Raw genomic sequence first — 24,085 nt, forward strand, 5'->3', positions numbered from 1 at the left:
CGATGGACTGGGTGGGGCCACCACCGCGGTGATGGCCGTGTCGGGGCGATCGTCCGGCACGAAGCAACAAGCGGTCCATGGGCCATGCGACGCGGGCCGCAGGGCCACATAGAACACTGAGCGCGGCGGGCGGCTTACGGGGGGCGAACCCGACGCGCGCGGCGCCGAGGTGGGTCTGGCGAGCGCCCACAGACCGTCCGTGGCCGGGCCGATTGTTCGGAAGACGACAAGGTTTGGCGGCCGCGGGGCGCCGGGCGGAGTGCCGAGCCCGATGACGGCAGACCGGGCCGCCAGCGTCCGCCCGCCCTCTGCCGGCGCCGCCGCAGCGGCATCGGTCCGCGGTGGCACTTGTCGGGTACGGCGATTGCATTCCACCGGCCATGGCCACGATCCACTTCTACGAAAAGCCCGGCTGCGCCGGCAACGCCCGCCAGCGCGCGCTGCTGCAGGCCGCCGGCCACACGCTGGTCCGCCGCGACCTGCTCAGCGAACCCTGGACGGCCGAGTCGCTGCTCGGCTTCCTGGCACCGCTGCCGGTGCCGCGCTGGTTCAACCTGGCGGCGCCGCGCATCAAGAACGGCGAGGTGGTGCCGGATCGGCTGGACGCCGCTCAGGCACTGTCGGCGCTGCTCGCCGAACCGCTGCTGATCCGCCGACCGCTGATGCAGCGCGAGGACGGCGCGCGGCTGGTCGGCTTCGACGTGGCGGAGGTCGAGCGCTTCGTCGGCCTGCAGGCCCCGGCGGGCACGGCGGCGTCGCTGGAGGGCTGCGCCGCGGCGCCGGGCACCACCTGCGGCACCGAAGCCCCCGGCCAGGCGTGAGCGCCGTCAGCGGACGCGACAGCCCGCTGCTGGCCTCACGGACCCGAACGACGCGAGAGCCGCCAGGTGGTGGCCACGCCGGCCGCCACCGACGACAGGAAGGTCAGCAGGAAGCTGCTGCCCACGGCGACGAGTACCCAGGTCACCCAGGCCGCGCCCAATGCGCAGGCCGCGGCGGCGACGCGCCGCTGGTGCGCGGGCGCCGTCCACCAGGGCAGCGCGACGAACAGCGCCGCCCCCAGCGCGCCGGCCACGGCGAACGCGGCCTGCTCTGCCGGGCGGTACCACGCGGCCCCGCACTGGCCCGACACCATCAGCTCGGGCGGGCACAGCCGATCCAGCAGTGACAGCAGCAGCACGACGAACAGCACCGCCGCCAGGTACCCGATGCCCGCCACCGGCGCGGTGAGCACCCAGCGCAGCGCGGTCAACGCGGACCGAGGTGGTGCCTGCCACCGACGATGGGCACCCACGCCAGACCGGGCTGCGGCAGCGGTCGGCTGCTAGCCGCACTGCCCCACGAACCCGCACGCGGTGCAGAACTCGCAACCGTCCTTGTGGATCAGCGTGGAGTTGCCGCACTCGGGGCAGGGCTTGCCGGCCATCGGGGCGATGCTGCCGCCACCGTTGCCGGCCTTCAGCGCCGGCGAGGCCAGGATGCCCATCTCGCGCAGCGGCAGGCCCTGTTCGTCGAGCACGCCGAGCATCGCGTAGCGGTGGATCACCAGCCGTGCGATGTAGGCCACGGTGCTGGGCCACACCTGCTGGCGCCGCTCGCCGGGCACCGGCGCCATGAAGTGGCCCAGCGGCTCGCCGACGTTGAGCAGCTTGCGCAGCTTCATGCCGATCCAGGCCGGGTCGAGCACACGCATGTCGAGCGACAGCAGCCGCGCCAGGCCATCGAGCGCACGCGGGTAGTTGCCCGAGAAGCCGATGGCGCACGGACGCGTCACATGGCTGCCATCGGGCGCCGGCAGCGACACCTCCTTCAGCGTGACGGTGAAGGATTCGCCGGTGGCGGCGTTGTCCACGTCCACCGCCCAGGCCAGCGTGCCCGAGGTGCCGGTGCGCGGCTCCTCGCGGCTGAACATGGCGTCGATCACCGGCGCCGGGCCGCCTTCCTGCAGCGCGCCCAGCTGCTCGCAGCGCCAGCGGATGACGGCCGCGGTGGCGGCCACCACGCCGGGGAAGAGCCGGCGTTCGCCGTGCGGCGGCATCGGCATCTCGAAGGCGCGCTCCTCGGCCACGGTGGCCAGCGCGTCGAGCTTGAGCTTCAGCCATGAAGCGTCGTTGGTGCGCATGTCCATCGACAGCGTCTTGGCCAGCGCGCCCAGGCCGCGCGGCTGCTCGGCGCCGTTGACCCACACCTCGAAGGGCAGCGTCTTCGAGAACAGGCCCAGGCCCGGCCCGGCCTCGGCCGGCATCTCGCCGACGAACAGCGAGAAATCGCCGTGCGGGTGCTGGATCATGAAGCTCCAGGCCGAGTTGCCGCCGGGCATCTCGGGCCGGCTGGGCCAGCGCAGCGAGGCCAGCACCGGCGCGGGCAGGCGGTCGACCCGCAGGCGCTGGTTGGCGCCGTCGGCGGTCAGCGGCGAGGGCTGCACCACCACTGCCGGCGCGGCGTCGACGCTGAGCACCGAGCCCAGCACGCTGTTGGGCCGGTAGGTGGCCAGGCCCTTCAGCCCCGCGGCCCAGGCCTGGTGGTACAGGCCCTGGAACTCGGCGTAGGGGTAGTCGGCCGGCACGTTGACGGTCTTGCTGATCGAGGTGTCGATGAAGGGCGCCACGGCGGCCACCATCGCCGCGTGCGCTTCGGCGCTCATCTCGAGCGCGGTGACGAAGGCGTCGGTGAGCGGGGCCTGCTCGCCCTTCAGGTGGCGATAAAGGCGCCAGGCGCGGTCTTCGACGGCATAGTGCTTGAAGCTGCCGTCGGCCTCGCGCTTCTTGCGGGTGTAGGTCCAGCTGAAGGCGGGCTCGATGCCGTTGCTGGCGTTGTCGGCGAAGGCCAGGCTGATGGTGCCGGTGGGCGCGATCGACAGCAGGTGCGAGTTGCGCAGGCCCTGCGTGCGGATCTTGTCCTTCAGCGGCTGCGGCAGGCGCGTGGCGAAGCTGCCGAAAGCGGCCGACCCATTGCCCTTGGCTTCCGCGCCGGTACCGGGCCGGCGCGAGCGCCCCGACAGGTACAGGTCGGCATTGAACAGCGGGAACGAGCCGCGCTCTCGCGCCAGGTCGGCCGACGCGTCGTAGGCGGCGTCGCGCATCACCGCGGAGATGTGCCGCGCCATGGCGCGCGCCTCTTCGGTGTCGTAGCGCAGGCCCAGCATCACCAGGGCATCGCCCAGGCCGGTGAAGCCCAGGCCGATGCGGCGCTTGGTGCGCGCCTCTTCCTGCTGCTGCGGCAGCGGCCAGACGGTGACGTCGAGCACGTTGTCCAGCATGCGCACCGCCACCTTGGCCACCTCGGCGAAGCCGGCCTCGTCGAACGCGGCATCGCCTTCGAAAGGCCGCTGCACGAAGTGCGTGAGGTCGATGCTGCCGAGGCAGCAGCAGCCGTAGGGGGGCAGCGGCTGTTCGGCACACGGGTTGGTGGCCGTGATGGTCTCGCAGTAGCCGAGGTTGTTGTCGTTGTTGATGCGGTCGAGGAAGAGCACGCCGGGCTCGGCATGGTCGTAGGTGCTGCGCATGATCTGGTCCCACAGCTCGCGCGCGCGCAGCTTGCGGTAGACCCACAGGCCGTCGCCGCGGCGCCAGGCGCCGTCGGCCTTTTGCGACGGGCCGGGCTCGGCCTTGTGCACGAGTTCGACCTCGCCGTCGGCTTCGACCGCGCGCATGAACTCGTCGGTGACGCCGACCGAGATGTTGAAGTTCTTCAGGTCGCCCTGGTCCTTGGCGCGGATGAAGGCTTCGACGTCGGGGTGGTCGCAGCGCAGCACGCCCATCTGCGCGCCGCGCCGGCTGCCGGCGGATTCAACCGTCTCGCAGCTGCGGTCGAACACGCGCATGTAACTCACCGGGCCGGAGGCGTGGCTTTGCGTGGCGCCCACCCAGGCGCCCTGCGGCCGGATGCGCGAGAAGTCGTAGCCCACCCCGCCGCCGCGGCGCATGGTCTCGGCGGCCTCGGTGAGCGCGGTGTAGATGCCGGGGAAGCCGTCGTCGGGCACCGAGATGGAATCGCCCACCGGCTGCACGAAGCAGTTGATCAGCGTGGCCGCCAGGCCCGTGCCGGCGGCCGAGTTGATGCGGCCGGCGGGCACGAAGCCGCGGCGCTGGGCGTCGAGGAAGCGGGCCTCCCAGGCGGCGCGCTGGTCGTCGGCCTCGGCCTCGGCCAGCGCCCGGGCGACGCGGCGGCGCACGTCGTCGAGCGTGAGCTCGTCGCCCTTGGCGTACTTTTCGGCCAGCACCTCGGCGCTGATGGGTTGCTCGGCCAGATCGGCCAGCTGGCGGGACACGGGATCGGCGATGGGTTCGTTGCTCATGGGCGGCAAGGCGCGCTGCGCCGGAAAAATGGGGGTGGAAATCGGGGCGTGCGGACCGGTCGGATCAGGGGCCAAGGGATGGCCCCATCGCAGGCTGAGGGTTTATACAGTATCCTTGGCGATCTGGGGCAATCCCCCTCTTTGATTCGGAACAGGGAAATTTGCAATGGCCAAAGACGAGGTCAAGACCCGCATCGAAGCCGACGGCCTGCGCTACCGCAGCAAGGCCCCGGGGTCGCCCTTCGCGCCCGCGGGCGCCTTCGGAGGCTCGACCATGTCGTGCTTCCTGTGCGGCAAGCATCGCCCGCGCTCGCTGCTGAAGACACGCAAGTTGCTGGGCAAGGCCCAGACCGTGTGCGCGCCCTCGTGCAAGGAAGCCGGGCAGTCCGTCGGCCCTTGACGGCACAGGCCCCGGTCGACCTGCCCTGAGCAGCCTGCCGTGACCCCAACGGCGGTCGACACGCCCCCCGGCGTGGGTCATCCGGCGCCTGCCGCCGATCCGTTCTCCTCCCTCAACGCCGCCCAGCGCCAGGCCGTCGGCCACGGCCACGGGCCCCTGCTCGTGATCGCCGGTGCGGGCACCGGCAAGACCATGACGCTGGCCGCCCGCGTGGCGCAACTGGTGCTGGATGGTGCCGACCCGCAGCGCCTGCTGCTGATCACCTTCTCGCGCCGCGCGGCGCACGACATGCAGCGCCGCGCCGGCCGCCTGCTGCACCAGGCGCTGGGCCTGCGCGCCACGCAGTCGCCACCGGTGCTGCCCTGGGCCGGCACCTTCCACGCCATCGGTGCGCGCCTGCTGCGCGAGTACGCGGCGCCACTGGGCCTGTCGCCGCAGTTCACCGTGCTCGACCGCGCCGATGCCGAAGACCTGATGGGCCTGGCCAGGCAGGCCCAGGGCCTGGCCGCCACCACGCGGCGCTTCCCGCTCAAGGGCACCTGCCTGGGCATCTACTCGCGCTGCGTGAACAGCCAGTCGCCGCTGGACGAGGTGCTGCGCCAGCAGTACCCCTGGTGCGCCGACTGGTCGCGCGAGCTGCAGGGGCTGTTCCGCGCCTACGTGGCCGACAAGCTGGCCCAGCACTGCCTCGACTTCGACGACCTGCTGCTGGGCTGGGCCGGTATGCTGGCCGACCCGGCGCTGGCCGCGCACGTGGGCGCGCGCTTCGACCATGTGCTGGTCGACGAGTACCAGGACACCAACCGCGTGCAGGCCGCCATCCTGCACGCCCTCAAGCCCGACGGCCGAGGCCTCACGGTGGTGGGCGACGATGCGCAGTCGATCTACAGCTTCCGGGCCGCCGAGGTGCGCAACATCCTCGACTTCGCCGGCCGCTTCAACCCACCGGCGCGGGTGGTGGCCCTGGAGCAGAACTACCGCTCCACCGCGCCGATCCTGGCGGCCAGCAACGCCGTCATCGCCCTCAGCGCCGAGCGCCACGCCAAAACGCTGTGGTCGGCGCGCGAGTCGTCGGCAAGGCCGCGCCTGGTCAGCGTGGTCGACGAGATGGCCCAGGCCGCCTGGGTGGCCGATGAGGTGCTGGCCCAGCGCGAAGAGGGCGTGCCGCTGCGGCAGCAGGCGGTGCTGTTCCGCACCGGCCACCATGCAGCGGCGCTGGAGCTCGAGCTGGTGCGGCGGCGCATCCCGTTCGTCAAGTACGGCGGCCTCAAGTTCCTCGAGGCCGCGCATGTGAAGGACGTGCTGTCGGTGCTGCGCTGGGCCGAGAACCCGCGCAGCCGGCTGGCGGGCTTCCGCGTCTCGCAACTGGTGCCGGGCATGGGCCCGGCGGCCGCGCGGCGCCTGCTCGACGCGATGGACGCGGCCGCCGACCCGGCCGCGGCGCTGCAGGCCTTCGCGCCGCCCGCCGCGGCGGCGGCGGACTGGTCGGCGCTCACCGCGCTGATGCGAACCTTGACTGGCGCGCTCGCCCTCTGGCCGGCCGACCTGGACGCGGCGCTGGGCTGGTACCGGCCACACCTGCAGCGGCTGCACGAGGACGACGCCGCCGTGCGCCAGGCCGATCTCGACCAGCTGCTGCGCCTGGCGACCGGCCAATCGTCGCGCGAGCGCTTCCTGACCGAGCTGACGCTCGACCCGCCCGAGGCCACCAGCGACGAATCGGGCGTGCCGCACCGCGACGAAGACTACCTGATCCTGTCGACCATCCACTCGGCCAAGGGCCAGGAATGGTCGGCCGTCACCGTGCTGAACGTGATCGACGGCTGCCTGCCGGCCGACCTGTCCACCGGCAGCGCGGCCGAGATCGAGGAGGAGCGCCGCCTGCTGTACGTGGCCATGACGCGCGCAAAGCACCGGCTGAACCTGATGGTGCCGCAGCGCTTCCATGTCACCCAGCAGCGCAAGCTGGGCGACCGACACCTCTACGGCGGCCTGTCGCGCTTCATCCCGCCCGCGGTGGCCGAGTTGTTCGAGGCGGTGGGGCCGGCGGCCACGCGGCCCGGGCCGGCCGCCGCCGACCTGCCCGTGCCCGCGTTCGACCTGGCCGGGCAACTGCGGGCGGCCTGGGACTGACCGCGCCGCTCTGCGGGCACCAGCCGCAAGCCCCCGGCCCCCACCGGGACGCGAGGGCGATCGCGGTCAGAGTTGCTGGCCGTTGTACTGGCCAGACTTCAGCTCGATGGTCTGGGTACCGCCGTCCTTCACGGCACCGGTCGACTTGACCATCACGCCCTTGCCCACGATCAGCCAGGTGAGCGTGCTGGTGTTGTCGGGCAGGCTCGTCATGCGGTAGCGGCAGGTGTCGAAGCGCTTGCCGTTGGACAGCGTGATCGACTCCTTGGTCTCGAAGGTGTAGCGGTTGGAGCCGGTCGCAGACGTGCTGCCGGGCACCGGCGTGAAGATCGTCGTCGTGAACGCCTCGGTCTTGGTCAGGCTTTCGCCCACCTTCAGGGTGAACTCGGTGTTCAGCGTGGCCGGGTTGTAGACGATCTTGCTCTTCGACGAGCCCAGCGACGGGATGCCCGGCACCGAGAAGGTCTGCGTCGATTCGATGTTGCTGCCCAGCGTGCGGGTCAGGCCGTTGGTGGCCGCCTGCTCGAAGGTGCGGACTTCGGTGGTGGTGGTGACCGGGAAGCCCTCGATCGTGTTCGTGCCCGAGGTGGTGGACTTCACCTCGATGGCCGACTGGCCTTCGAACGTGCCGGGGCCGAGGATCACGCTCTGCACCGTCTGGTCGCCGGTGATGACGCCGGTGTAGGTGTACACGAGCTCGACCCTGAAGCCAGTGGGCAGGCTCGCCGCCGCCGGATCGATGCACTCGTTCAGGCTGCCGTTGACCGGCGGGTCTTCGACACAGAGACTCGGCGACACCTGGCAGGTGTAATCCGACATCTTGCCGAAGCTCTGGATGTTGTTGCTGGTGAAGGCGCCGAGCGCATAGACCGTGCCGTCGGTGGACACGCCGAGGTAGGTTTTGGTGCGGTCGTAGTAGCGCAGCGTGTAGGTCACGCCGCCGGACGTGAGCGACTGGTTGGCCGGCCCAGCCGGGAACAGCGCCGGGTACTGCTGCTCGGCCCAGTTGAGCAACTGGGTCACGTTGATCGTGCCGAGCACCGCCTGCGCGCGCCGACGGGCGTCAGCGCCGGGCAGTGCGGAGGGCTGGGCCGTCGCCGCGGCACTGGCCAGCGGATGGGCGGTGGGGCTGCTGTCGCCTCCGCCACAGCCGCCAAGCAGCACGGCCAGGGCCGAAGCGGCGGCGAGAGAGGTCAAACGGATCGGGTTCATGGGGCTTCCCTGCTGGACTGGTCGATGGATTCGATGCGCCAGCGAACCGCTCGGCGCATCGTCATCGAAGATAGCAGAGCACCCCACCCGATCGGCTGTGCCAGGCCGTCACCATCGCGCCGACGTCATCTGTCCTCGCGATAAATAGTACACATGGTCCTCGATCTGCAGGCTTCGGTCGGTCCACAGGTTGAAGAGGTCGCCTGGCGCGCCCGGGGCCGGCGCGATCGTCGGACGGCTGCGCAGTGTCCGCGCCTGCAGGTCGACTTCGAAGCGGTGCAGCCCGTCCGCCGGGGTGTCCTTCGGTGGCGACAACAGCCACATCGGCAGCGCGATGCGGGCGACGCCGGTGCGGATGAACAGGTTCAGCCCATGGGGCGAGCCACTGAGCGCGGTGAAGCTGCCACGCTCGCCGATCACCAGGCTGTTCAGCTCGCGCGGTCGGGCCGGGTTGGCGACGTCGAACAAGGCCACCTTGATCCCGCCCAGGATGCCTCGGTCGGACGCATCGGAGCCGACGCCCAGCAGCAGCCCGCCCGGCAGAGGGAACAGGTGGGACGAGAAGCCGGGCATCTCCAGTTCGCCGACGGTCTTGGGGTCGGTGGGGTCGGACATGTCCAGCACGTACAGCGGATCGGTCAAGCGGAAGGTGACCACGTAGCCCCGGTCGCCCAGCAGCCTCACGCCGTGCACCTGTTCGCCGGCCTTGCCCAGCAGGGCCGGCCGCTGTGCGTTCGGCAGCTTGCCGACGATCTGCAGGCTGCGATCGGACGCCCGCTCGCGCAGCACGCTGAGCGTGGCCGGCGATGGCGGGCCGGGGTCGGGCGCGGCGGTGGTTCCCGGTGCGCCGCCCCCTCCGAACGCGGCCAGCATGAACCACCCGGTCTCGCCGGTGAAGCTGAGCACGCGCAGGTCACCGTTCCATTCGCTCATGCGATAGGACTTGAGGGAGGGGTCCCAGCCGAGGTGACCCTCGACCTCGCCGGAGCCGCGGTAGTCGATGGCCTGCGGGCCGATGGCGAACTTGTGGATGTCGGTGGTGGTGCGCGGGTCGTAGCGGATCAGCCCGTTCACCGCCACCGGCTGCTCGTACTGGGTGGTGGCCAGGTAGAGCGACTGCGTCGACATGTACACCGCCTCGGTGCCGCCCAGGAAGCATCGGCTGGTGCGCGCCATCGTCGGCGACCGCAGGTCGAACACCGTGACGGTGGTGACGGTGACACCCAGCGAGGCGTTCCTGGGCTGCACCAGGCAGTCGGTCTCGGTCACCAGCGGCTGCGGTGGCGCCGTGCCGATGCGCACTTTCGGCAGCAGGTCGGCGGACCGCAGCGAGTCCAGGGCCGCCTCGCGCTCGGCCGCGGTGGCCGTCAGCGGCAGGACCTCGTAGGGCACCAGCGGGGCATGCTGCGTGACGACCATCAGCGAATCGCCGATCTGGCGGCTGCCGACCAGCCAGCCATCGATCAGCACCCGCTGCGCCAGCGAGGGCCGGGCCGGATCGGCCAGGTCGAACAGGTCGAGCCGGACGCGTGAACTGACTTCGCCCGGTGGCGGCAGGTTCTCGGCCGTCAGCACGCAGTCGGCGGCCGGGTTGCCGTAGCAGCCCAGGGCATAGGCCCGGAACAGGGCGCCGAGCACGACCAGGCGGCGGGCGCCCTCGGCCAGCAGCAGGCCCTGGGTCGTCGAACTGAGGTCGCCCTCCAGCGGCAGGCGCAGGCTGGACACGGCTTCCAGCGATCCGTCGGCACGGCGTCGGTGCACCTTCAGCTGGGTCGGGTCCTGCCCTGCCGGCGCCGGCGTGAAGACGTCGAGCGTGTACAGGTGGGTGCCATCGCTCTTGATGAAGTCGTCTTCCTCGACCCCCTGCTCCTGCAGGGTGGTGCCCGAGCGCTCCGGGGCGGCCGCATCGGCGAGGGGCGCGCCAGCGGGGGGCGCACCGGCGACCGAGGTCACCACGCCCGGCACGCCCGACACGCCAAACAGCAGCGACAGGTCGGCCTGGGGATGCGCCAGCCGGGCATCGCGGCGGGCGCGCAGCTTGGTCTTGACCTGCGCCAGCCATTCACCGGGCTGGGAGGCCTGCAGCGCCTGGGCGGTGGGGACCGTGGGCCCGGGCGCGGGGGTCGACGACTCGCCACCGCCACAGCCCACCAGCCCCCACACGGCGCCGGCCAGCACCAGGCACCGGCCGCGATTGCCTACATTCGGCGTCATGACGCCCTCCTTGTGTTTCGATTCAATGCGTGGGAAAATATCCCACACGTCGACAGACCCGTCAAGCCCCGCCGCATGAGTGCCCATTCCGCCACCGTCCTGCACGCCGTGCTCGGCGTGCTGAAGCCCGCGGTGCGGCTGCTGCTGCGGCACGGCATCACCTACCCTGCATTCGCCACGGCACTGAAGCGCGTGTTCCTCGACGCGGCGCAGGCCGAACTGGCCAGCCGCGGCATGCCGGCCACCGACAGCGCGATCACCCTGCTGTGCGGCGTGCACCGGCGCGACGTGCGCACGCTGACGCGCGGCTCCGAGCGCGCCGCGTCACCGGCGCGCGAGCCGCTGAGCCTGGCCACCCAGGTGGTGGCGCGCTGGTTGCACGAGCCCGGTTTCGTCGAGCCCGACGGCCTGCCCCGGCCGCTGCCACGCAGCGGCGATGGCGCCAGCTTCGACGACCTCGTCGCCGCCCTCAGCCGCGACGTGCGCCCCCGTGCGGTGCTCGACGAACTCAAGCGCCTGGGCGTGGTCACCGAGGACGAGTCCACCGTCACGCTGCGGCCCGGCGGTTTCGCGCCGCGCCAGGGCTTCGACGAGATGGCCACGCTGTTCGCCGACAACCTGCACGACCACCTGGCCGCGGCCGCCGCCAACCTGCAGGGCGATCGCAACTTCCTCGAGCAGTCGGTGTTCGTCGATCAGATCACCGAGGCCTCGGCGGCGCGGCTGCACACGGTGTCGGCGCAGGCCTGGCAGCAGGCCTTCCAGACGCTGATGGGCGAGGCCCAGCGGCGTTTCGACACCGATGCCGCCGAGGCCCCGCCCGACGAGCGACGCCACCGGGCGCGCGTCGGCATCTACTTCTTCAGCGACAGGGAGTCCTGAGCCGTGAACCGTCCCCCGTTCCGCCGTTCCTCCACGCCCAGGCTGGCCCTCGTGATGGCCGCGCTGGCGGCCTGCCTGTCGGGCTGCGGGCCGGGCACCGGCGGCACCGGCACCGGCGAATCGCCTGCAGACCTGGCGGTGTTCGGCGCCAGCTCGGTCAACCTGTGCACCGCCGCGTTCGCGGATCAACTGGCCTGCGGCGCCCTGCAACCCGGCACGGCCGACTCGCCGGTGGGCGACGGCACGCGCACGGTCGTCTACGCCGACACCTCGCGGGCCAACGCGGTCGAGGTCGACCTGCGGGGCCAGACGCTGCGGCTGCGTGAGCGCTGCCAGGGCCTCGACTTCGTCGGCCAGTGGGGTGTGGCCGCCCCCAACGATGCGCGCTTCTTCGGCAGCTACAGCGCCCCCGGCTCGGCCGAGCGGGTGCTCGCCAGCCTGACGGTGCAGGCCGTGCCGGGCGGTGACGGTGCCCAGTTGTCGGTGCTGCTGCGCGACCTGGCCGGACGCACCGTGCTGGGCCCGCTGACGCTGCAGCGCATCACCGGGCCGCTGTCGATGCCGACGGACTGCCCCTGAAGCCCGGGCACGGCCGACGCCGGACGGGACGACCACCCGGCCGGCGTCAGGTGACGGTGCCGCTCAGCCGCGCCGGGTGCCCAGCCAGGTGCCGCCGAGCACGGCCGCCAGGCCCACGCCGTGCCACACGGTGAGGGCCTCGCCCAGCAGCAGCACCGAGAACGCCACCCCGAAGATCGGCACCCAGTACACGTACAGCGAGACGTGCGCCACGCCCAGCACCGACAGTGCCCGGTTCCACACCAGCGCACCTGCCGCCGTGGCCAGCAAGCCCGAGGCCACCAGCATCGCCACCAGGCCGGGCGTCACGGTGGCGCCGGGCAGCACCAGCGGATCGCCCGCCACCAGCACATGCAAGGCCAGCAGCAGCGTGCCGGCCAGGTTGACGGCCCAGCTCACCGTGCCCGAGTCGAGCCCGCCCGCGCGGCGGTCGGCCAGCCGCTGCACCATCACGCCGCCGGCCACCCAGGTGGCCACCGCGCCCAGCACCAGCAGGTCGCCCAGGCCGCCGGAGCCCAGCAGGGCGCCGGGCCGGTTCAGGATCACCAGCGCCACGCCGCCGAAGCCCAGCGCCACGCCGGCCAGGCGCAGCCCGGTCACCGGCACGCGCAGCGTCAGGGCCGCCAGCAGCGACGACAGCAACGGGTTCAGCGCCATGATCAGCGCGGCGTTGGAAGCTGTCGTGCGCCGCATGCCCTGCATCAGGAACACCTGGTTGGCATAGACCATCACCGCCCCGCACAGGGCCAGCATCGCCCACTGCCGCGCCTCGAGCCGCGGCCAACGCCGCGCCGCCGTCCAGGTGACGGCCGACAGCAGCGCGCAGGCCGCGAGCATGCGCCACAGCGACGTGCCCATCGGCCCGAACACCGGCAGCAGCAGCTTCATCACCGGCAGGTTCAGGCCCCAGGCGGCCATGGTGGCCAGCAGCAGGCCGCGCGGGCCCACCGGCCCGACGCGGAAGGACCGTGTGATCACAGGCGGGCCCGACGGCCCGGGCTCGTTCATCGGCACCGCCTCAGGGCGGCCTTGCCGGGCACACGGCGCGCACGGGCGCCAACGGGTGGCTTGTCGGGGCTCATGCGCCGCGCCAGGCCGCGGCCAATCGGCTTGCCCTCGCCCCGACCTCGGCCGGCGCGTCGCCGGGCCGGTACAGCGTGGAGCCGATGCCGGCGCCGGAGGCCCCGGCGGCGCGCCAGGCCGGCAGTTGCTCGGCGCCGACACCCCCCACCGGCAGCAGCGGCACGCCGTCGGGCAGCACCGCGCGCAGCGCCTGCAGCACGGCCGGCGACAGCATCTCGGCCGGGAAGAGCTTGAGCCCGGTGGCCCCGGCGGCCAGCGCCGCAAAGGCTTCGGTGGGCGTGGCCACGCCGGGCAGGCAGACCATGCCCAGGCGCACGGCCTCGGCGATCACCGCGGCATCGGTGTGCGGCGAGACCACCAGCCGGCCACCGGCAGCATGCACCTCGCGCACCTGGGCCGGCTGCAGCACGGTGCCGGCGCCCACCAGCGCGGCCGGATGGGCCTGGGCCAGCGCCGCGATGCTGTCCAGCGGGTGCGGCGAATTGAGCGGCACCTCCAGCATCGACCAGCCGGCCGCCACCAGCGCCCGGCCCACCGGCAGCGCCTCGGGCGGCGTCAGGCCACGCAGGATGGCCACCAGCGGCAGCACCTGCAGGGCGACCTCGAGGCGATCGCGGGGGGTGGTCATCGGGCCATTGTCGCGGCGCCGGTGCGGCGCACGGCGCTCAGGGGGTCATCGCGGCGGCCAGCGCGGACAGCCCCTGCCACGACGCCTCCTGCGCGTCCACCACCGTGGCCTGCACGCCGCGGTGCGCCAGTGCGCGGCCGTAGCGCAGCGCCAGTGCATCGCTGCCCACCAGCACCACGGCCAGGCCGGGCGCGACGGCGCGGGCGCGCAGCTCCTCGCCGATCACCAGGCCCGACAGCAGGCTGGCCAGGGCCTCGGGTGGCCGCCGGTCGAACAGCCCCAGCGTGCGCACGCCGAACAGGTGGTGCAGCAGGCCGCCCGGCTGCTGCGCCCGCGCCACGCCCTCGTCGAAGGCCTCGGGCACGAGCGGCCCGTCGGCCTCGGGCAGGCCGCGCGCCAGGATCGAGTGCTGGCGGAACAGCGCATAGCACTCGCCCGTCATGTGCGTGGCGAAGTCGACCACGTGGCCGTCCCGCACCGTCACCCACTTGCTGTGCGTGCCGGGCAGCAGCACGGTGGCATCGCGCTGCTGCAATCGATGCAGGGCACCGAAGATCTGCACCTCCTCGCCGCGCATCACGTCGGGCCGGCCGTCGCGGTCGACCGACAGCCCCGGCACGATGGCCAGGCGCCCGGGCCGCAGCCAGTGCAGGTGCGCGGCCAGGTCGGGCAGCGCCGCCGGGCAGGCCACGTAGGGCGCCTCGGCCCAGCCCTGGCGGCTGCCGACCATGCCCGCCATCAGGCCGGGCAGGTCGGGCCAGCGCTGCAGCCAGTCGCCGAAGGTCTGGTCGAACACGGCCGGCCAGCCGCCGGCCGGCACGGTGAGCAGGCCGCGCGGCGCGGCGCGCTCGTCGAGCACCCCGCCCTGCGCGTCCAGCAGCGCCCCGCGCAGCGACGAGGTGCCCCAGTCGACGGCGAGCCAGCGGGGGGCAATCGGCAAAGGTGTCATGGCAAGGGAGGGTGCCGGGGCATTGTGGCGGCACACTGCGGCCCATGGCCAGCCACGACCCCCACCGAGCCGACGACGCGCCTGGCGCGCTCCCACCGGACGCCGCCGACGCGGCGGCCGAGCTCGGCCCCACGCTGCGCCCGTTGGGCGCCGACGAGGCCGACGCCGCCTCGGCCCTGGTGCAGGCCGGCTTCGACCACCTGGTGGCGTCCACCTGGTCGGCCGAGGCCTGCGTGCGCTTCCACCACGAGACCTCGCCGGCGGCGCTGCGCGAGGCCCTGGCCACACCGGCCCTGGCCCTGGGCGCGTTCGACGCCGGGGTCTTGCTCGGGGTGTTGCTGATGCGCCAGCCGGTGCGGCTGGACCTGCTCTTCGTCGATCCGACCGCGCTGCGACGCGGCATCGCGCGGCGGATGTGGGAGCAGGCACGGCAGCAACTGGAGGCGCGCTTCCCGCAGGTGACAACGGTCGAGCTCAATGCCACGCGGCCGGCGCTGCCGTTCTACCGCTCGGTGGGCTTCGTGCCGATCTCGCGCGAGTTCGAGCGCGGCGGCTGCCGCGCCACGCGCATGGCCTGCTGGCTGCCCGGCCGCGCACTGGGCGCCGAACTGTGAAGCGGCGTGCCGCCGCGTCGCCCGGCCGCGTGCCCCTGTCGCCGGCCCGCATCGCGCGGCTGGCCTGGGCCGCACCGACCACGCTGATCGGCCTGCTGGCCGCGGTGCCGATGTGGGGGCTGGGCGCGCGCGGGCGCCTCGTCGACGGCGTGCTCGAGCTCAGCGCGCGGCGCCCGGGCGCCGCGCTGCGGGCGCTGGCGCGCCACCTGCCCTTCGAGGCCATCACGCTGGGGCACGTGGTGCTGGCCGTCGATGCGCGGGCCATGCGCCGCTGGCGCATGCACGAACGCGTCCACGTGCGGCAGGCCGAACGCTGGGGCCCGCTGTTCGTGCCGCTGTACCTCGGCGCCAGCGCGCTGTGCTGGCTGCGCGGGCGCGACGCCTACCGCGACAACCCCTTCGAACGCGAGGCCTTTGCCGTCGAGGACCGCCGCAGCATCCGGGAATCCTGAACGGATACCGGCCCTGCGACAACCCGTCGCGGGTGAATCAGCAGGCGCGCACGCACACCGCTCTGCGACACTCGATCGACCCCCTCAACGCACGCGCCGACGATGCCCGCGATCCCCATCCCACGCTTCGATCAGTTCTACCGCTACGCCGAACTGACGCGCCTGCTGCAGGACTACGCCGACGCCCGACCCGACCTGATCGCCCTGAGCTCGCTGGGCAAGAGCCACGAGGGCCGCGAGATCTGGCTGGTCACCGTGACCAACACCGCCACCGGCGCCGACACCGACAAGCCCGGGTTCTGGATCGACGGCAACATCCACGCCGGCGAGCTGACGTCCAGCACCGCCTGCCTGTACTGGCTGCACCAGCTGGTGCTGGGGCACCGTTTCGACGACCGCATCACGCAGTTGCTGGACACCCGCGTCGTCTACATCTGTCCGCGCCTGAACCCCGATGGCGCCGAGCTGGCCATGGCCGACCGGCCCCGCCACATCCGCTCGTCGACCCGGCCCTATCCGTGGGACGAGGACCCGGTGGAAGGCCTCACCGTCGAGGACGTCGACGGCGATGGCCGCGTCCTTTACATGCGAATCCCCGACCCGCACGGCCCCTGGAAGTGCCATGTCGACGAGCCGCGGCTGATGGTGCCGCGCGAGCCCGGCGAGTTCGGCGGCCAGTACTACCGCGTGATGCCCGAGGGCACGCTCACGCAGTACGACGGCCTGCAGATCCAGGTGAACCCGAACCGCGAGGGCCTGGACCTGAACCGCAACTTCCCGGCCTACTGGCGGCAGGAGTTCGAGCAGACCGGCGCCGGGCCCTACCCCACCAGCGAGCCCGAGGTGCGGGCCATGGTCGACTTCATCGTCAGGCACCCGAACATCGGCGCCGGCGTCAGCTTCCACACGCACTCGGGCGTGATCCTGCGGCCCATGGGCACGCAGAGCGACGACGACATGACGCCCGAGGACCTGTGGATCTACAAGCGCCTGTCGGCGCTGGGCGAGAAGCTCACCGGCTACCCCGCCATCAGCATCTACCACGACTTCAAATATCACCCGAAGGAAGTGATCACCGGCACCCAGGACTGGATGTACGAGCACCTGGGCTCGCTGTTCTGGACGGTGGAGATCTGGGCCCCCAACAAGGAGGCCGGCATCACCGACTACGACTGGATCCACTGGTACCGCGAGCACCCGGTCGAGGACGACCTGAAGCTGCTGAAGTGGAGCGACGAGCAGTGCGGCGGCCAGGCCCACGTCGACTGGTACCCTGTGGTGCACCCGCAGCTCGGCCGGGTGGAGTTCGGCGGCTGGGACCGCCTGAACTTCTGGCGCAACCCGCCGGTGCACCTGCGCGAGCGCGAGGTGGCCCGCTTCCCGGCCTGGCTGACGACGCTGGGCCTGAGCCTGCCCAAGCTCGAGGTGCTGCGCACCGAGGTGCGCGCGCTGGGCCCCGACACCTGGCGCGTGCGCTTCGCGGTGGCCAACGCCGGCTACCTGCCCTCGCACATCACGAAGCGCGCGCTCGAGCGCAAGACGGCGCGCGGCGTGGTATTCGAGATGCACCTGCCGCCCGGCGTGAGCCTGGTCAGCGGCACCGCGCGCATCGTCGGCCCGCAGCTCGACGGCCATGCGCCGAAGAGTTCGCTGCAGGCCTTCCTGCCCAACCGCCAGGTGACGGCCGACCGCGCCGTGGCCGAGTGGGTGGTGCGCGCGCCGCACGGCACCCGCATCGCGCTGACCGCCTCGGCCGACCGCGCCGGCACGGTGCGCACCGAGATCAGCCTCGACTGAAGGCCCGTGGGGGTCAGTCGCGCCGCAGCATCCAGCGGCGCCGGGCCACCAGCACCACCAGGCCCAGCGCCAGCAGCCATTCGGCGCGGGGCTCGGGCACCGGCGACGGCGGCGTGACGGGGTCGACGACCAGCGGCCGCACGCCCGTGCCGGGGTCGCCGAAACCGGCACCCAGCGTGGGCACCGCCGAGACCATCGGCCACCAGGGTGCCGGGTCGGCCGCCGCGGCCACCACCGACGGCATGGTCGGCGCCGCCGTCTGGCCGATGAAGCTGGTGGGCGCCTCCACCGCGGGCACCACGGGCGGCGGCGCTGCGGCCACCACGGCCGGGTCGGTCAGCACGCCGCCGGCCGGCGAGACTTCGAGCACCGGCACGCCAGCGCCGCCGGGCGTGCCGCCACCGCCGCCCCGGGCGGCCATGGCCGGCGCCGGGGCCTGCCGCACGATGCGCGAAACATTGCGGCACACCGTGGGCACCAGGATGCAGTGGCCGCTCTCGCAGTAGACCAGGCCGCGCTCCTGCATGGCGTCGGTCCAGCCCGCGCGGCTGACGGTGCGGCAGACCTGGCCGTTGGCGAAGTGCATGTCGCGGATGTCGGCGCCATAGGTGGCCTTGCCGACCAGCGCATCGCGGCGGATCGAGACGATCTCGTCGTAGGCCCTGCGGCCCATGCGCGCCTTGAGCCGCTCGCGCACCGGGCGGGGGATGTCGGTGTAGCGGTCGACCGCCGCCACCACGTCGCCCATGAACGGCCGGTGCCCCGGCCTGTCCCAGGAGCAATCGGGCGTGACCGCGGAGGCGGCCACCAACAGGGAGGCAAAGGCGAGCGACATCGACAGGCAGCTTACTACGGCTACTAACGGTGCCGGACATCCGGCACGCCTCCCGACTGTACCAACCGGCGACCCGCCCCGCGAGGCGCCACCCCCGCGAACGCAGGACGGAGCGACGTGCGCGATGTCACGTGAGGTCTCAGGACAACACCCGCCGCAGCGCCTGCCGCAGCCGGTCGGACTCGATCGGCTTGGTGACGAAGTCGTTCATGCCGATGGCCAGGGCCCGCTCGCGCTCGGACACCAGCGCCGCGGCAGTGAGCGCGATCACCGGCAATCGGCGGGCATCCCAGCGTTCGCGCAATCGGCGCGTGGCCTCGTAGCCGCTCATCCCGGGCATCTGCACGTCCATCAGCACGGCGTCGAAAGGCCGCCCTTCGGCCACGCTGCGCTCGACCGCCTCGATGGCCTGCGCACCGTCCTCGGCCTGGGCCACGACGATGCCCCACTGCTCGAGCAGCGCCACGCCGATCATCATGTTGACGGCGTTGTCCTCGACCAGCAGCACGTGCGCGCCGCGCAGCGCGTCGTGGTCGAGCGCCCCGTGGGTGGAGGCCGCCTCCTCGGCCGAGACCGGTGGCAGCGGCAGCTCGGCGTGGAAGCAGCTGCCGCGGCCGGCCTGGCTGTCCAGGCCCACGGTGCCACCCATCAGGTGGGCCAGCTCGCGGCAGATCGACAGGCCCAGCCCGGTGCCACCGAAGCGCCGGGTGATGGACTCGTCGGCCTGCGTGAAAGGCTTGAACAGCCGCGCCTGGGTGGCCGCATCGATGCCGGGCCCGGTGTCGCAGACCTCGAAGCGGATGCGGTCGCCGTCGAGGCAGCGGGCGCTCAGGCTGACGCGGCCCTGCGGCGTGAACTTCAGTGCGTTGTGCAGGTAGTTGGCCAGGATCTGGCGCACCCGCAACGCGTCGCCCTGCACCAGCTCGGGCAGGTGCGGGTCGAGCGCCATCTCGAAGGCCAGGTCGTGGCTGTGTGCCAGCGAGGCATAGGCGCGGTGCAGCGAATGCAGCAGGGCCGGTAGGTCGAAGGGCGCGCTGTCCACCTCGAGACGGCCGGCCTCGATCTTGGACAGGTCGAGGATGTCGGAGATGATCATCGACAGGGTCTCGGCGCTGTCGCCGATCTGTTCGAGGTACTGGTGCATGCGCTCGGGTTCGACGCCGGGCTGGCGGGCCAGCCGGGCCAGGCCCACCAGGCCGTTGAGCGGCGTGCGGATCTCGTGGCTGGTGTTGGCCAGGAAGGCGCTTTTGGCGCGGTTGGCGGCTTCGGCGGCGTCGCGGGCGCGGGCCAGTTCGGCCTCGGCCTGGCGCTGGGCGGTCACGTCCTCGGCGATCCAGATCGTGCCGCCCGACGACGGGTGCTGCGGATCGATGGCCTTGGCTCGCATGCGCGCCAGGAAGGTGCTGCCGTCGCAGCGGCGCGCGATGCGCTCGATCTCGACCTGCTCGCCGTGGCGCAGCGCCGGGCCCAGTTCGGCGCCCACCGCTTCGTAGTCGGCATCGCTGGACCACACCACCCGCGCCGACTGGCCCACCAGCTGCCCGGGTGGCCAGCCGTACATCTGCTCGAAGCGTGGGTTGACCATCACGAAGCGGCGCTGGCGGGTGTGCGCCAGCCCCACCGACGCGTTGGCCATGATGGCCTCGCGCTCGATGCGGTCGCGGTTGGCCTCGGACATGTCGCGCGCGTTGATCACGAGATAGGGCCGACCCTCGCGGATGAAGCGCGACGCCGACACCAGCATCGGCAGGCGGTGGCCGTCGCGGTGCACGAAGCTCACCGCCACGTCGGTCACCGAATCGCTCTGCGTCAGCGCGGCCACCAGGCGCTCGCGGTCTTCCAGCGAGCCCCAGATGCCCAGCTCGTGGGCGGTGCGGCCGATCACCTGGCCGGCCTCGTAGCCGGCCAGCCGCGTGAAGCTCTCGTTGACCATCTCGTAGCGGCCGGTGTCCAGGTCGGTGAGCGTGATGACATCGGGGCTCATCGACACCACCTGGCGCAGCAGCTGCTCGGACCGCTGCTGCGCGGCCGCTGCGGCGTGCTGGGCCGTCTCGTCGATGAAGATCGACAGCGTGGCCGGCTGGTTGCCGATGTCGGCGCGCACCCCGGTGGCCTTGACCACCAGGGCACGGCCGTCTCGCGTGACCAGGCGATAGGTGGCCAGCGGCAAGGCCTCGCCCAGCGGCAGGTCGGTGAGTGGCGCCATGCGGCGATCGAACTCGGCCTTGTCGCCGGAGGCGTTGAGCATGTGCAGGGGCAGGCCCGCCATGCCGTCGCCCACGTCGAAGCCGAACAAGGTGGCCGCGGCCTCGTTGGCGTCGATGATGGTGCCGCGGTGGTGCAGCACCATGGGCGTGGGGGTGCGGCGGAACAGGTCGCGGTAGCGCAGCTCGGTGTCGATGAGGGCCTCGCGCGCACGGTGCTCTGCGGTGACATCGCGGGCCACGCCCCAATAACCGGTGAACTGGCGGGCAGCATCGAAGCGCGGCTCGCCGCTGATCAGCAGACGCTGCTCCGGCACGCCGGGCCGGCGCCACCACATCGGGGCGTCGCGCACCGGTTCGCGGGCCTGCATCTGGGCGCGCAGGCGATCGCCCACCCCGGGCTCGAACTGCAGATGCGGGCTGTCCCAGGGCGCGACCTGGCTGCGCAGTTCGAGTGGCATGAACTCGGCCGAGACGCTGCGGCGCGAGACATGGCAGATGCGCAACTGCTCGTCGGTTTCCCAGTAGGCCGCGGCGGCGATGCCGAGCAGGTCGCGGAAGCGCTCCTCGCGCTCGCGCGATTCGCGCACATGGGCCCGCACCAGCGCCGCCAGCATCAACCCGGCACCGGCGCCGAACAGGATCGCCGCCCACTGCACCGCCGTGCGCGCCAGCAGCGGCGCATGACCCGGCCCGACGAAGGCCGGCACCAGGCCCGTCGCCTCGGCCAGGCCGAATCCGCCCACCAGGACCAGCGAAGCCAGCGTGGCGACCACGGCATCGCGTCGGCGGGCCACCGTGCAGGTCATGCAGCACAGCACGCCCAGGAAGTACAGGCCCGGCGTGCGCAGGCCCCAACCGGTGGTCAGCCCTGCCGAACCGATGACGGCCAGCGTCAACAGCAGCAGGGGCAGCATCACCGCCTGCGCGCGCGGCAGGCTCAGGCGCATCGCGAGCAGGCTGGCCACGCCGATCACGCCGTACGCCGCCATCAAGGCGCCGCGCACGGCCGGGCTCAGCGTGGCGGTGGCCAGCGCCAGGTTGAAGGCGGCCACCACCGACCCTGCCGCGGCGAACCCGAAGACCGCGCGCAGCGTGGCGGCAATCAGGAGCCGGGGGTTGGACGGGATCGGCGACATGGGCGAAGGCCTGGCGAAGCGGCAGTGTCGCAGCAAGTGCCTGGGCTGTGGGCGGCGGCAAGGCTGGGTCGGCGGCGCCGGGGACCGCCCCTGCCGGGCGCCAGATCAGGTTGGCGGCCGGGCGGCAGCCAGTTCGCGCCGGGTGGCCTGGGCGACAGCGCGCGCCGCGCTGGCGAAATCGTTGCCCGACGAGGCATACAGCACCGCACGTGATGAGTTGACGATGATCGGCCCGGTGGTGCGCCCGCCTTCGGCGCGCCAGCCGCCGCGCACGGTGGACGCCGCATCGCCACCCTGCGCGCCGACGCCGGGGATCAGCAGCGGCAGCGTCGGCGCCAGCGCGCGCACCTGGGCGATCTCCTCGGGGAAGGTGGCACCGACCACCAGGCCCAGCCGCCCGCTGCGGTTCCAGTCGCCCGCGGCCAGCCGGGCGATGCGCTCGAAGACGCGCTCGCCGCCCTCCAGCCGCTGCGCCTGCAGGTCGCTGCCGCCGGGGTTGGACGTGCGGCACAGCAGGATCAGGCCCTTGCCGTCGTGGCGAAGGTAGGGCTCGATCGAGTCGAAGCCCATGAAGGGCGACAGCGTCACCGCATCGGCCTGGTAGCGCACGAAGGCCTCGCGGGCGTACTGCTCGGCGGTGGCGCCGATGTCGCCGCGCTTGGCGTCGAGGATCACCGGCACGCCCGGCGCCACGCGGCGGATGTGGGCCATCAGCTGCTCGAGCTGCGCCTCGGCGCGGTGCGCGGCAAAGTAGGCGATCTGCGGCTTGAAGGCGATCACCAGGTCCTTGGTGGCGTCGACGATGGCGGCGCAAAAATCGAAGATGCGGTCGGCATCGCCCTTCCACGCCCCGGGGAACTTCGACGGCTCGGGGTCGAGCCCCACGCACAGCATCGAGTCGTGCAGGCGCTCGGCATCGGCGAGCATGTCATTGAAGTTCATGATGGGGCGCTCGGGGCTGGGGCGGTGGCGCCATTCTGCCCGCGCACAATGCGGGCTCTCCGGCCGACCACCGCCCGCACCATGACCGTCCAGCTGAAGAAGCCCCCCGCGTCGTCGACCCCGTTGCGCGCGCTCACGGCCGCCGAACTGCCCGATGCCCTGGCCGCAGCCCCACCCGCCACGCGGCGCTGGCTCGAGGCCACCGGCTTTCGCGCCGCGCCGCACACCCATGCGCTGGTGCCCGCCGCCGATGGCGGCCTGGCCGAGGTGTGGGCGGGCCTGGGCCAGGCCGGCGATGTGCACCAGCTGTCGTCGCTGCCGATGGCCCTGCCCCAGGGCAGCTACCGGCTGGCCGCCGACGGCGCTGCGGTCGATGCCGAGGCCGCGGCGCTGTCGTGGCGCCTGGGCAGCTACGCCTTCGACCGCTACCGCCCACGCACGCGCGCCCCGGCCACGCTGGTGCTGAGCCCGTCGGACGGCGCGCGCCGCGGGCTGCAGATGGCCGACGCGGTGGCCCTGACCCGCGACCTGGTCAACACCCCGGCCGAGGCCCTGGGCCCGGCCGAGCTGGCCGAGGCGGTGCAGGCGCTGGCCCGCACGCACGGTGCCAAGCTGCGGCAGGTGCGCGGCGAGGCGCTGCTGAAGGCCGGCTTCCCGTCGGTGCACGCGGTGGGCCGCGCGTCCACGCGCGAGCCGCGCCTGATCGAGCTGAACTGGGGCCGGCCCGGCGACCCGCGGCTGGTGCTGGTCGGCAAGGGCGTGTGCTTCGACACCGGCGGCCTGGACATCAAGACCGCCGACGGCATGCGCCAGATGAAGAAGGACATGGGCGGCGCGGCCCATGCGCTGGCGCTGGCCGGCCTGGTGATGGCGCGCGCGCTGCCGGTGCGTCTGCAACTGCTGATCCCGGCGGTGGACAACGCCATCGCCGGCAACGCCTACCGGCCGGGCGACGTGTTCCGCACCCGCGCCGGGCTGCACATCGAGATCGGCAACACCGATGCCGAGGGCCGCGTGGTGCTGTGCGACGCGCTGGCCTATGGCGCCGAGGGCGGGCCCGACCTGATGGTCGACCTGGCCACGCTCACCGGCGCCGCGCGCGTGGCGCTGGGGCCGCAGCTGCCGGCGCTGTTCTCCAACCGCTTCGAGATGGCGCGCGAGCTGATGGACCTGGGCCTGCGCCTGGGCGACCCGCTGTGGCACCTGCCGCTGTGGCGCGACTACCGGCCCGGCATCGAAAGCAGCATCGGCGACATCGTCAACACCGGCCGCAATGCGCACGGCGGGGCGATCAATGCCGCCCTCTTCCTCGACCACTTCGTGCCCGAAGCCACGCCCTGGCTGCACATCGATCTGTTCGCCTGGAACGACACCGCCCGCCCCGGCCGCCCGGTGGGCGGCGAGGCCCAATCGCTGCGCGCGCTGCTGGCCTTCTTCGAGCGGCGCTACGGCCGGGGCTGAACCGACCTGCCCGTCGACCATTCGAAACCACGGGTCGGGTTTGGGCTCGTAGCAGAGGTTCTGCGTGCAGTGGGGCTGGACAGTGTCCTGACCTTTGGGCGCTGAGGCGGCAAAGCCGCGGCCGGGCAGGCCGCAGCACGCGACCTCCGGCGGTCGGCGCTGCGCGCCGACTTCCCACCGCCGATCGGGCCGTCAGCCCCGGCGTCCACTTTGCTCCGCGCACTGCGTGCGCTGCGCACGGCGCCGCCGAGTCAGTTCACGAGG

General features: G+C 72.7%; 19 protein-coding genes. 9 read left to right on the top strand and 10 right to left on the bottom strand.

Translation table 11 applies throughout. The features are described from left to right. Positions 1-380 precede the first annotated feature (380 nt). Positions 381-821, top strand: coding sequence for an ArsC/Spx/MgsR family protein (locus EOINJALH_RS10620; RefSeq protein ID WP_088280333.1), 441 nt, complete (start codon positions 381-383; stop codon positions 819-821). Between the two features lie 35 nt (positions 822-856). Here the strand turns inward: EOINJALH_RS10620 and EOINJALH_RS10625 are convergent, their stop codons facing one another. Beyond that, complete coding sequence (locus EOINJALH_RS10625) at positions 857-1,252, bottom strand: hypothetical protein (RefSeq protein ID WP_088280334.1); 396 nt, start codon at positions 1,250-1,252, stop codon at positions 857-859. Positions 1,253-1,324: 72 nt separating this feature from the next. Continuing rightward, positions 1,325-4,297, bottom strand: a complete 2,973-nt coding sequence (locus EOINJALH_RS10630) for an adenosylcobalamin-dependent ribonucleoside-diphosphate reductase (protein WP_088280335.1) — start codon at positions 4,295-4,297, stop codon at positions 1,325-1,327. Between the two features lie 166 nt (positions 4,298-4,463). On the opposite strand from EOINJALH_RS10630, the gene EOINJALH_RS10635 reads away from it, so the two are divergent. After that, a complete protein-coding gene (locus EOINJALH_RS10635; protein WP_088280336.1) occupies positions 4,464-4,697 on the top strand; it encodes a hypothetical protein in 234 nt (77 codons plus the stop codon). Between the two features lie 39 nt (positions 4,698-4,736). After that, a complete protein-coding gene (locus tag EOINJALH_RS10640; RefSeq protein WP_234413775.1) occupies positions 4,737-6,830 on the top strand; it encodes an ATP-dependent helicase in 2,094 nt (697 codons plus the stop codon). Positions 6,831-6,896: 66 nt separating this feature from the next. Here the strand turns inward: EOINJALH_RS10640 and EOINJALH_RS10645 are convergent, their stop codons facing one another. Then, a complete protein-coding gene (locus EOINJALH_RS10645; protein ID WP_088280338.1) occupies positions 6,897-8,042 on the bottom strand; it encodes a hypothetical protein in 1,146 nt (381 codons plus the stop codon). 108 nt (positions 8,043-8,150) lie between these two features. Further along, positions 8,151-10,256 carry a beta-propeller domain-containing protein gene (locus tag EOINJALH_RS10650; protein WP_158219717.1) on the bottom strand — a complete coding sequence of 702 codons (2,106 nt, stop codon included), beginning with the start codon at positions 10,254-10,256 and terminating at the stop codon, positions 8,151-8,153. A 75-nt stretch (positions 10,257-10,331) separates the two neighbouring features. Between EOINJALH_RS10650 and EOINJALH_RS10655 the strand changes: the two genes are divergently transcribed. Continuing rightward, positions 10,332-11,138, top strand: coding sequence for a DUF6502 family protein (locus EOINJALH_RS10655; RefSeq protein ID WP_088280340.1), 807 nt, complete (start codon positions 10,332-10,334; stop codon positions 11,136-11,138). A 3-nt stretch (positions 11,139-11,141) separates the two neighbouring features. Then, complete coding sequence (locus EOINJALH_RS10660; protein WP_144289965.1) at positions 11,142-11,717, top strand: hypothetical protein; 576 nt, start codon at positions 11,142-11,144, stop codon at positions 11,715-11,717. Positions 11,718-11,780: 63 nt separating this feature from the next. Here EOINJALH_RS10660 and EOINJALH_RS10665 read toward each other — a convergent pair whose 3' ends face one another. From EOINJALH_RS10665 to EOINJALH_RS10675, 3 genes are all read right to left on the bottom strand, one after another. Beyond that, positions 11,781-12,725, bottom strand: a complete 945-nt coding sequence (locus EOINJALH_RS10665; RefSeq protein ID WP_088280342.1) for a DMT family transporter — start codon at positions 12,723-12,725, stop codon at positions 11,781-11,783. Between the two features lie 70 nt (positions 12,726-12,795). Beyond that, positions 12,796-13,428: a 2-dehydro-3-deoxy-6-phosphogalactonate aldolase gene (locus EOINJALH_RS10670; protein ID WP_088280343.1), complete on the bottom strand. Its 633-nt coding sequence runs from the start codon at positions 13,426-13,428 to the stop codon at positions 12,796-12,798. A gap of 37 nt (positions 13,429-13,465) precedes the next feature. Then, complete coding sequence (locus tag EOINJALH_RS10675) at positions 13,466-14,377, bottom strand: 2-dehydro-3-deoxygalactonokinase (RefSeq protein WP_088280344.1); 912 nt, start codon at positions 14,375-14,377, stop codon at positions 13,466-13,468. Positions 14,378-14,421: 44 nt separating this feature from the next. On the opposite strand from EOINJALH_RS10675, the gene EOINJALH_RS10680 reads away from it, so the two are divergent. From EOINJALH_RS10680 to EOINJALH_RS10690, 3 genes are all read left to right on the top strand, one after another. Further along, on the top strand, positions 14,422-14,991 hold the full coding sequence (locus EOINJALH_RS10680) for a GNAT family N-acetyltransferase (RefSeq protein ID WP_088280345.1): 570 nt from the start codon (positions 14,422-14,424) through the stop codon (positions 14,989-14,991). Next, the gene (locus EOINJALH_RS10685; RefSeq protein WP_234413776.1) at positions 14,988-15,443 is read left to right on the top strand and encodes a signal peptide prediction; all 456 of its coding nucleotides are present in this window, start codon (positions 14,988-14,990) and stop codon (positions 15,441-15,443) included. Before EOINJALH_RS10680 ends, EOINJALH_RS10685 begins: the two co-directional genes overlap by 4 nt. A 102-nt stretch (positions 15,444-15,545) precedes the next feature. After that, positions 15,546-17,240 (top strand): M14 family metallopeptidase, encoded by a 1,695-nt coding sequence (locus EOINJALH_RS10690; RefSeq protein ID WP_088280346.1) that lies wholly within the window; start codon positions 15,546-15,548, stop codon positions 17,238-17,240. Between the two features lie 13 nt (positions 17,241-17,253). Here the strand turns inward: EOINJALH_RS10690 and EOINJALH_RS10695 are convergent, their stop codons facing one another. The 3 genes from EOINJALH_RS10695 to pyrF form a co-directional block, all read right to left on the bottom strand. Next, positions 17,254-18,075, bottom strand: coding sequence for an MHFG family PEP-CTERM protein (locus tag EOINJALH_RS10695; protein ID WP_144289966.1), 822 nt, complete (start codon positions 18,073-18,075; stop codon positions 17,254-17,256). Between the two features lie 139 nt (positions 18,076-18,214). Further along, positions 18,215-21,418: a PAS domain S-box protein gene (locus EOINJALH_RS10700; RefSeq protein ID WP_088280348.1), complete on the bottom strand. Its 3,204-nt coding sequence runs from the start codon at positions 21,416-21,418 to the stop codon at positions 18,215-18,217. A gap of 105 nt (positions 21,419-21,523) precedes the next feature. Then, positions 21,524-22,360, bottom strand: a complete 837-nt coding sequence (pyrF, locus tag EOINJALH_RS10705) for an orotidine-5'-phosphate decarboxylase (RefSeq protein ID WP_088280349.1) — start codon at positions 22,358-22,360, stop codon at positions 21,524-21,526. Positions 22,361-22,441: 81 nt separating this feature from the next. On the opposite strand from pyrF, the gene EOINJALH_RS10710 reads away from it, so the two are divergent. Beyond that, on the top strand, positions 22,442-23,821 hold the full coding sequence (locus EOINJALH_RS10710; protein ID WP_088280350.1) for a M17 family metallopeptidase: 1,380 nt from the start codon (positions 22,442-22,444) through the stop codon (positions 23,819-23,821). The last annotated feature ends 264 nt before the right edge of the window (positions 23,822-24,085 follow it).

The sequence above is a fragment of the Ideonella sp. A 288 genome, assembly GCF_002198735.1.
In the GTDB taxonomy this organism is placed as follows: Bacteria; Pseudomonadota; Gammaproteobacteria; order Burkholderiales; family Burkholderiaceae_C; genus Pseudaquabacterium.

Coding starts and splice junctions, on each gene's coding strand:
- EOINJALH_RS10620 (WP_088280333.1), top strand. CDS start 381: ATGGCCACGATCCACTTCTACGAAAAGCCCGGCTGCGCCGGCAACGCC.
- EOINJALH_RS10630 (WP_088280335.1), bottom strand. CDS start 4,297: ATGAGCAACGAACCCATCGCCGATCCCGTGTCCCGCCAGCTGGCCGAT.
- EOINJALH_RS10635 (WP_088280336.1), top strand. CDS start 4,464: ATGGCCAAAGACGAGGTCAAGACCCGCATCGAAGCCGACGGCCTGCGC.
- EOINJALH_RS10645 (WP_088280338.1), bottom strand. CDS start 8,042: ATGAACCCGATCCGTTTGACCTCTCTCGCCGCCGCTTCGGCCCTGGCC.
- EOINJALH_RS10650 (WP_158219717.1), bottom strand. CDS start 10,256: ATGACGCCGAATGTAGGCAATCGCGGCCGGTGCCTGGTGCTGGCCGGC.
- EOINJALH_RS10655 (WP_088280340.1), top strand. CDS start 10,332: ATGAGTGCCCATTCCGCCACCGTCCTGCACGCCGTGCTCGGCGTGCTG.
- EOINJALH_RS10665 (WP_088280342.1), bottom strand. CDS start 12,725: ATGAACGAGCCCGGGCCGTCGGGCCCGCCTGTGATCACACGGTCCTTC.
- EOINJALH_RS10670 (WP_088280343.1), bottom strand. CDS start 13,428: ATGACCACCCCCCGCGATCGCCTCGAGGTCGCCCTGCAGGTGCTGCCG.
- EOINJALH_RS10675 (WP_088280344.1), bottom strand. CDS start 14,377: ATGACACCTTTGCCGATTGCCCCCCGCTGGCTCGCCGTCGACTGGGGC.
- EOINJALH_RS10680 (WP_088280345.1), top strand. CDS start 14,422: ATGGCCAGCCACGACCCCCACCGAGCCGACGACGCGCCTGGCGCGCTC.
- EOINJALH_RS10690 (WP_088280346.1), top strand. CDS start 15,546: ATGCCCGCGATCCCCATCCCACGCTTCGATCAGTTCTACCGCTACGCC.
- EOINJALH_RS10695 (WP_144289966.1), bottom strand. CDS start 18,075: ATGTCGCTCGCCTTTGCCTCCCTGTTGGTGGCCGCCTCCGCGGTCACG.
- EOINJALH_RS10700 (WP_088280348.1), bottom strand. CDS start 21,418: ATGTCGCCGATCCCGTCCAACCCCCGGCTCCTGATTGCCGCCACGCTG.
- pyrF (WP_088280349.1), bottom strand. CDS start 22,360: ATGAACTTCAATGACATGCTCGCCGATGCCGAGCGCCTGCACGACTCG.
- EOINJALH_RS10710 (WP_088280350.1), top strand. CDS start 22,442: ATGACCGTCCAGCTGAAGAAGCCCCCCGCGTCGTCGACCCCGTTGCGC.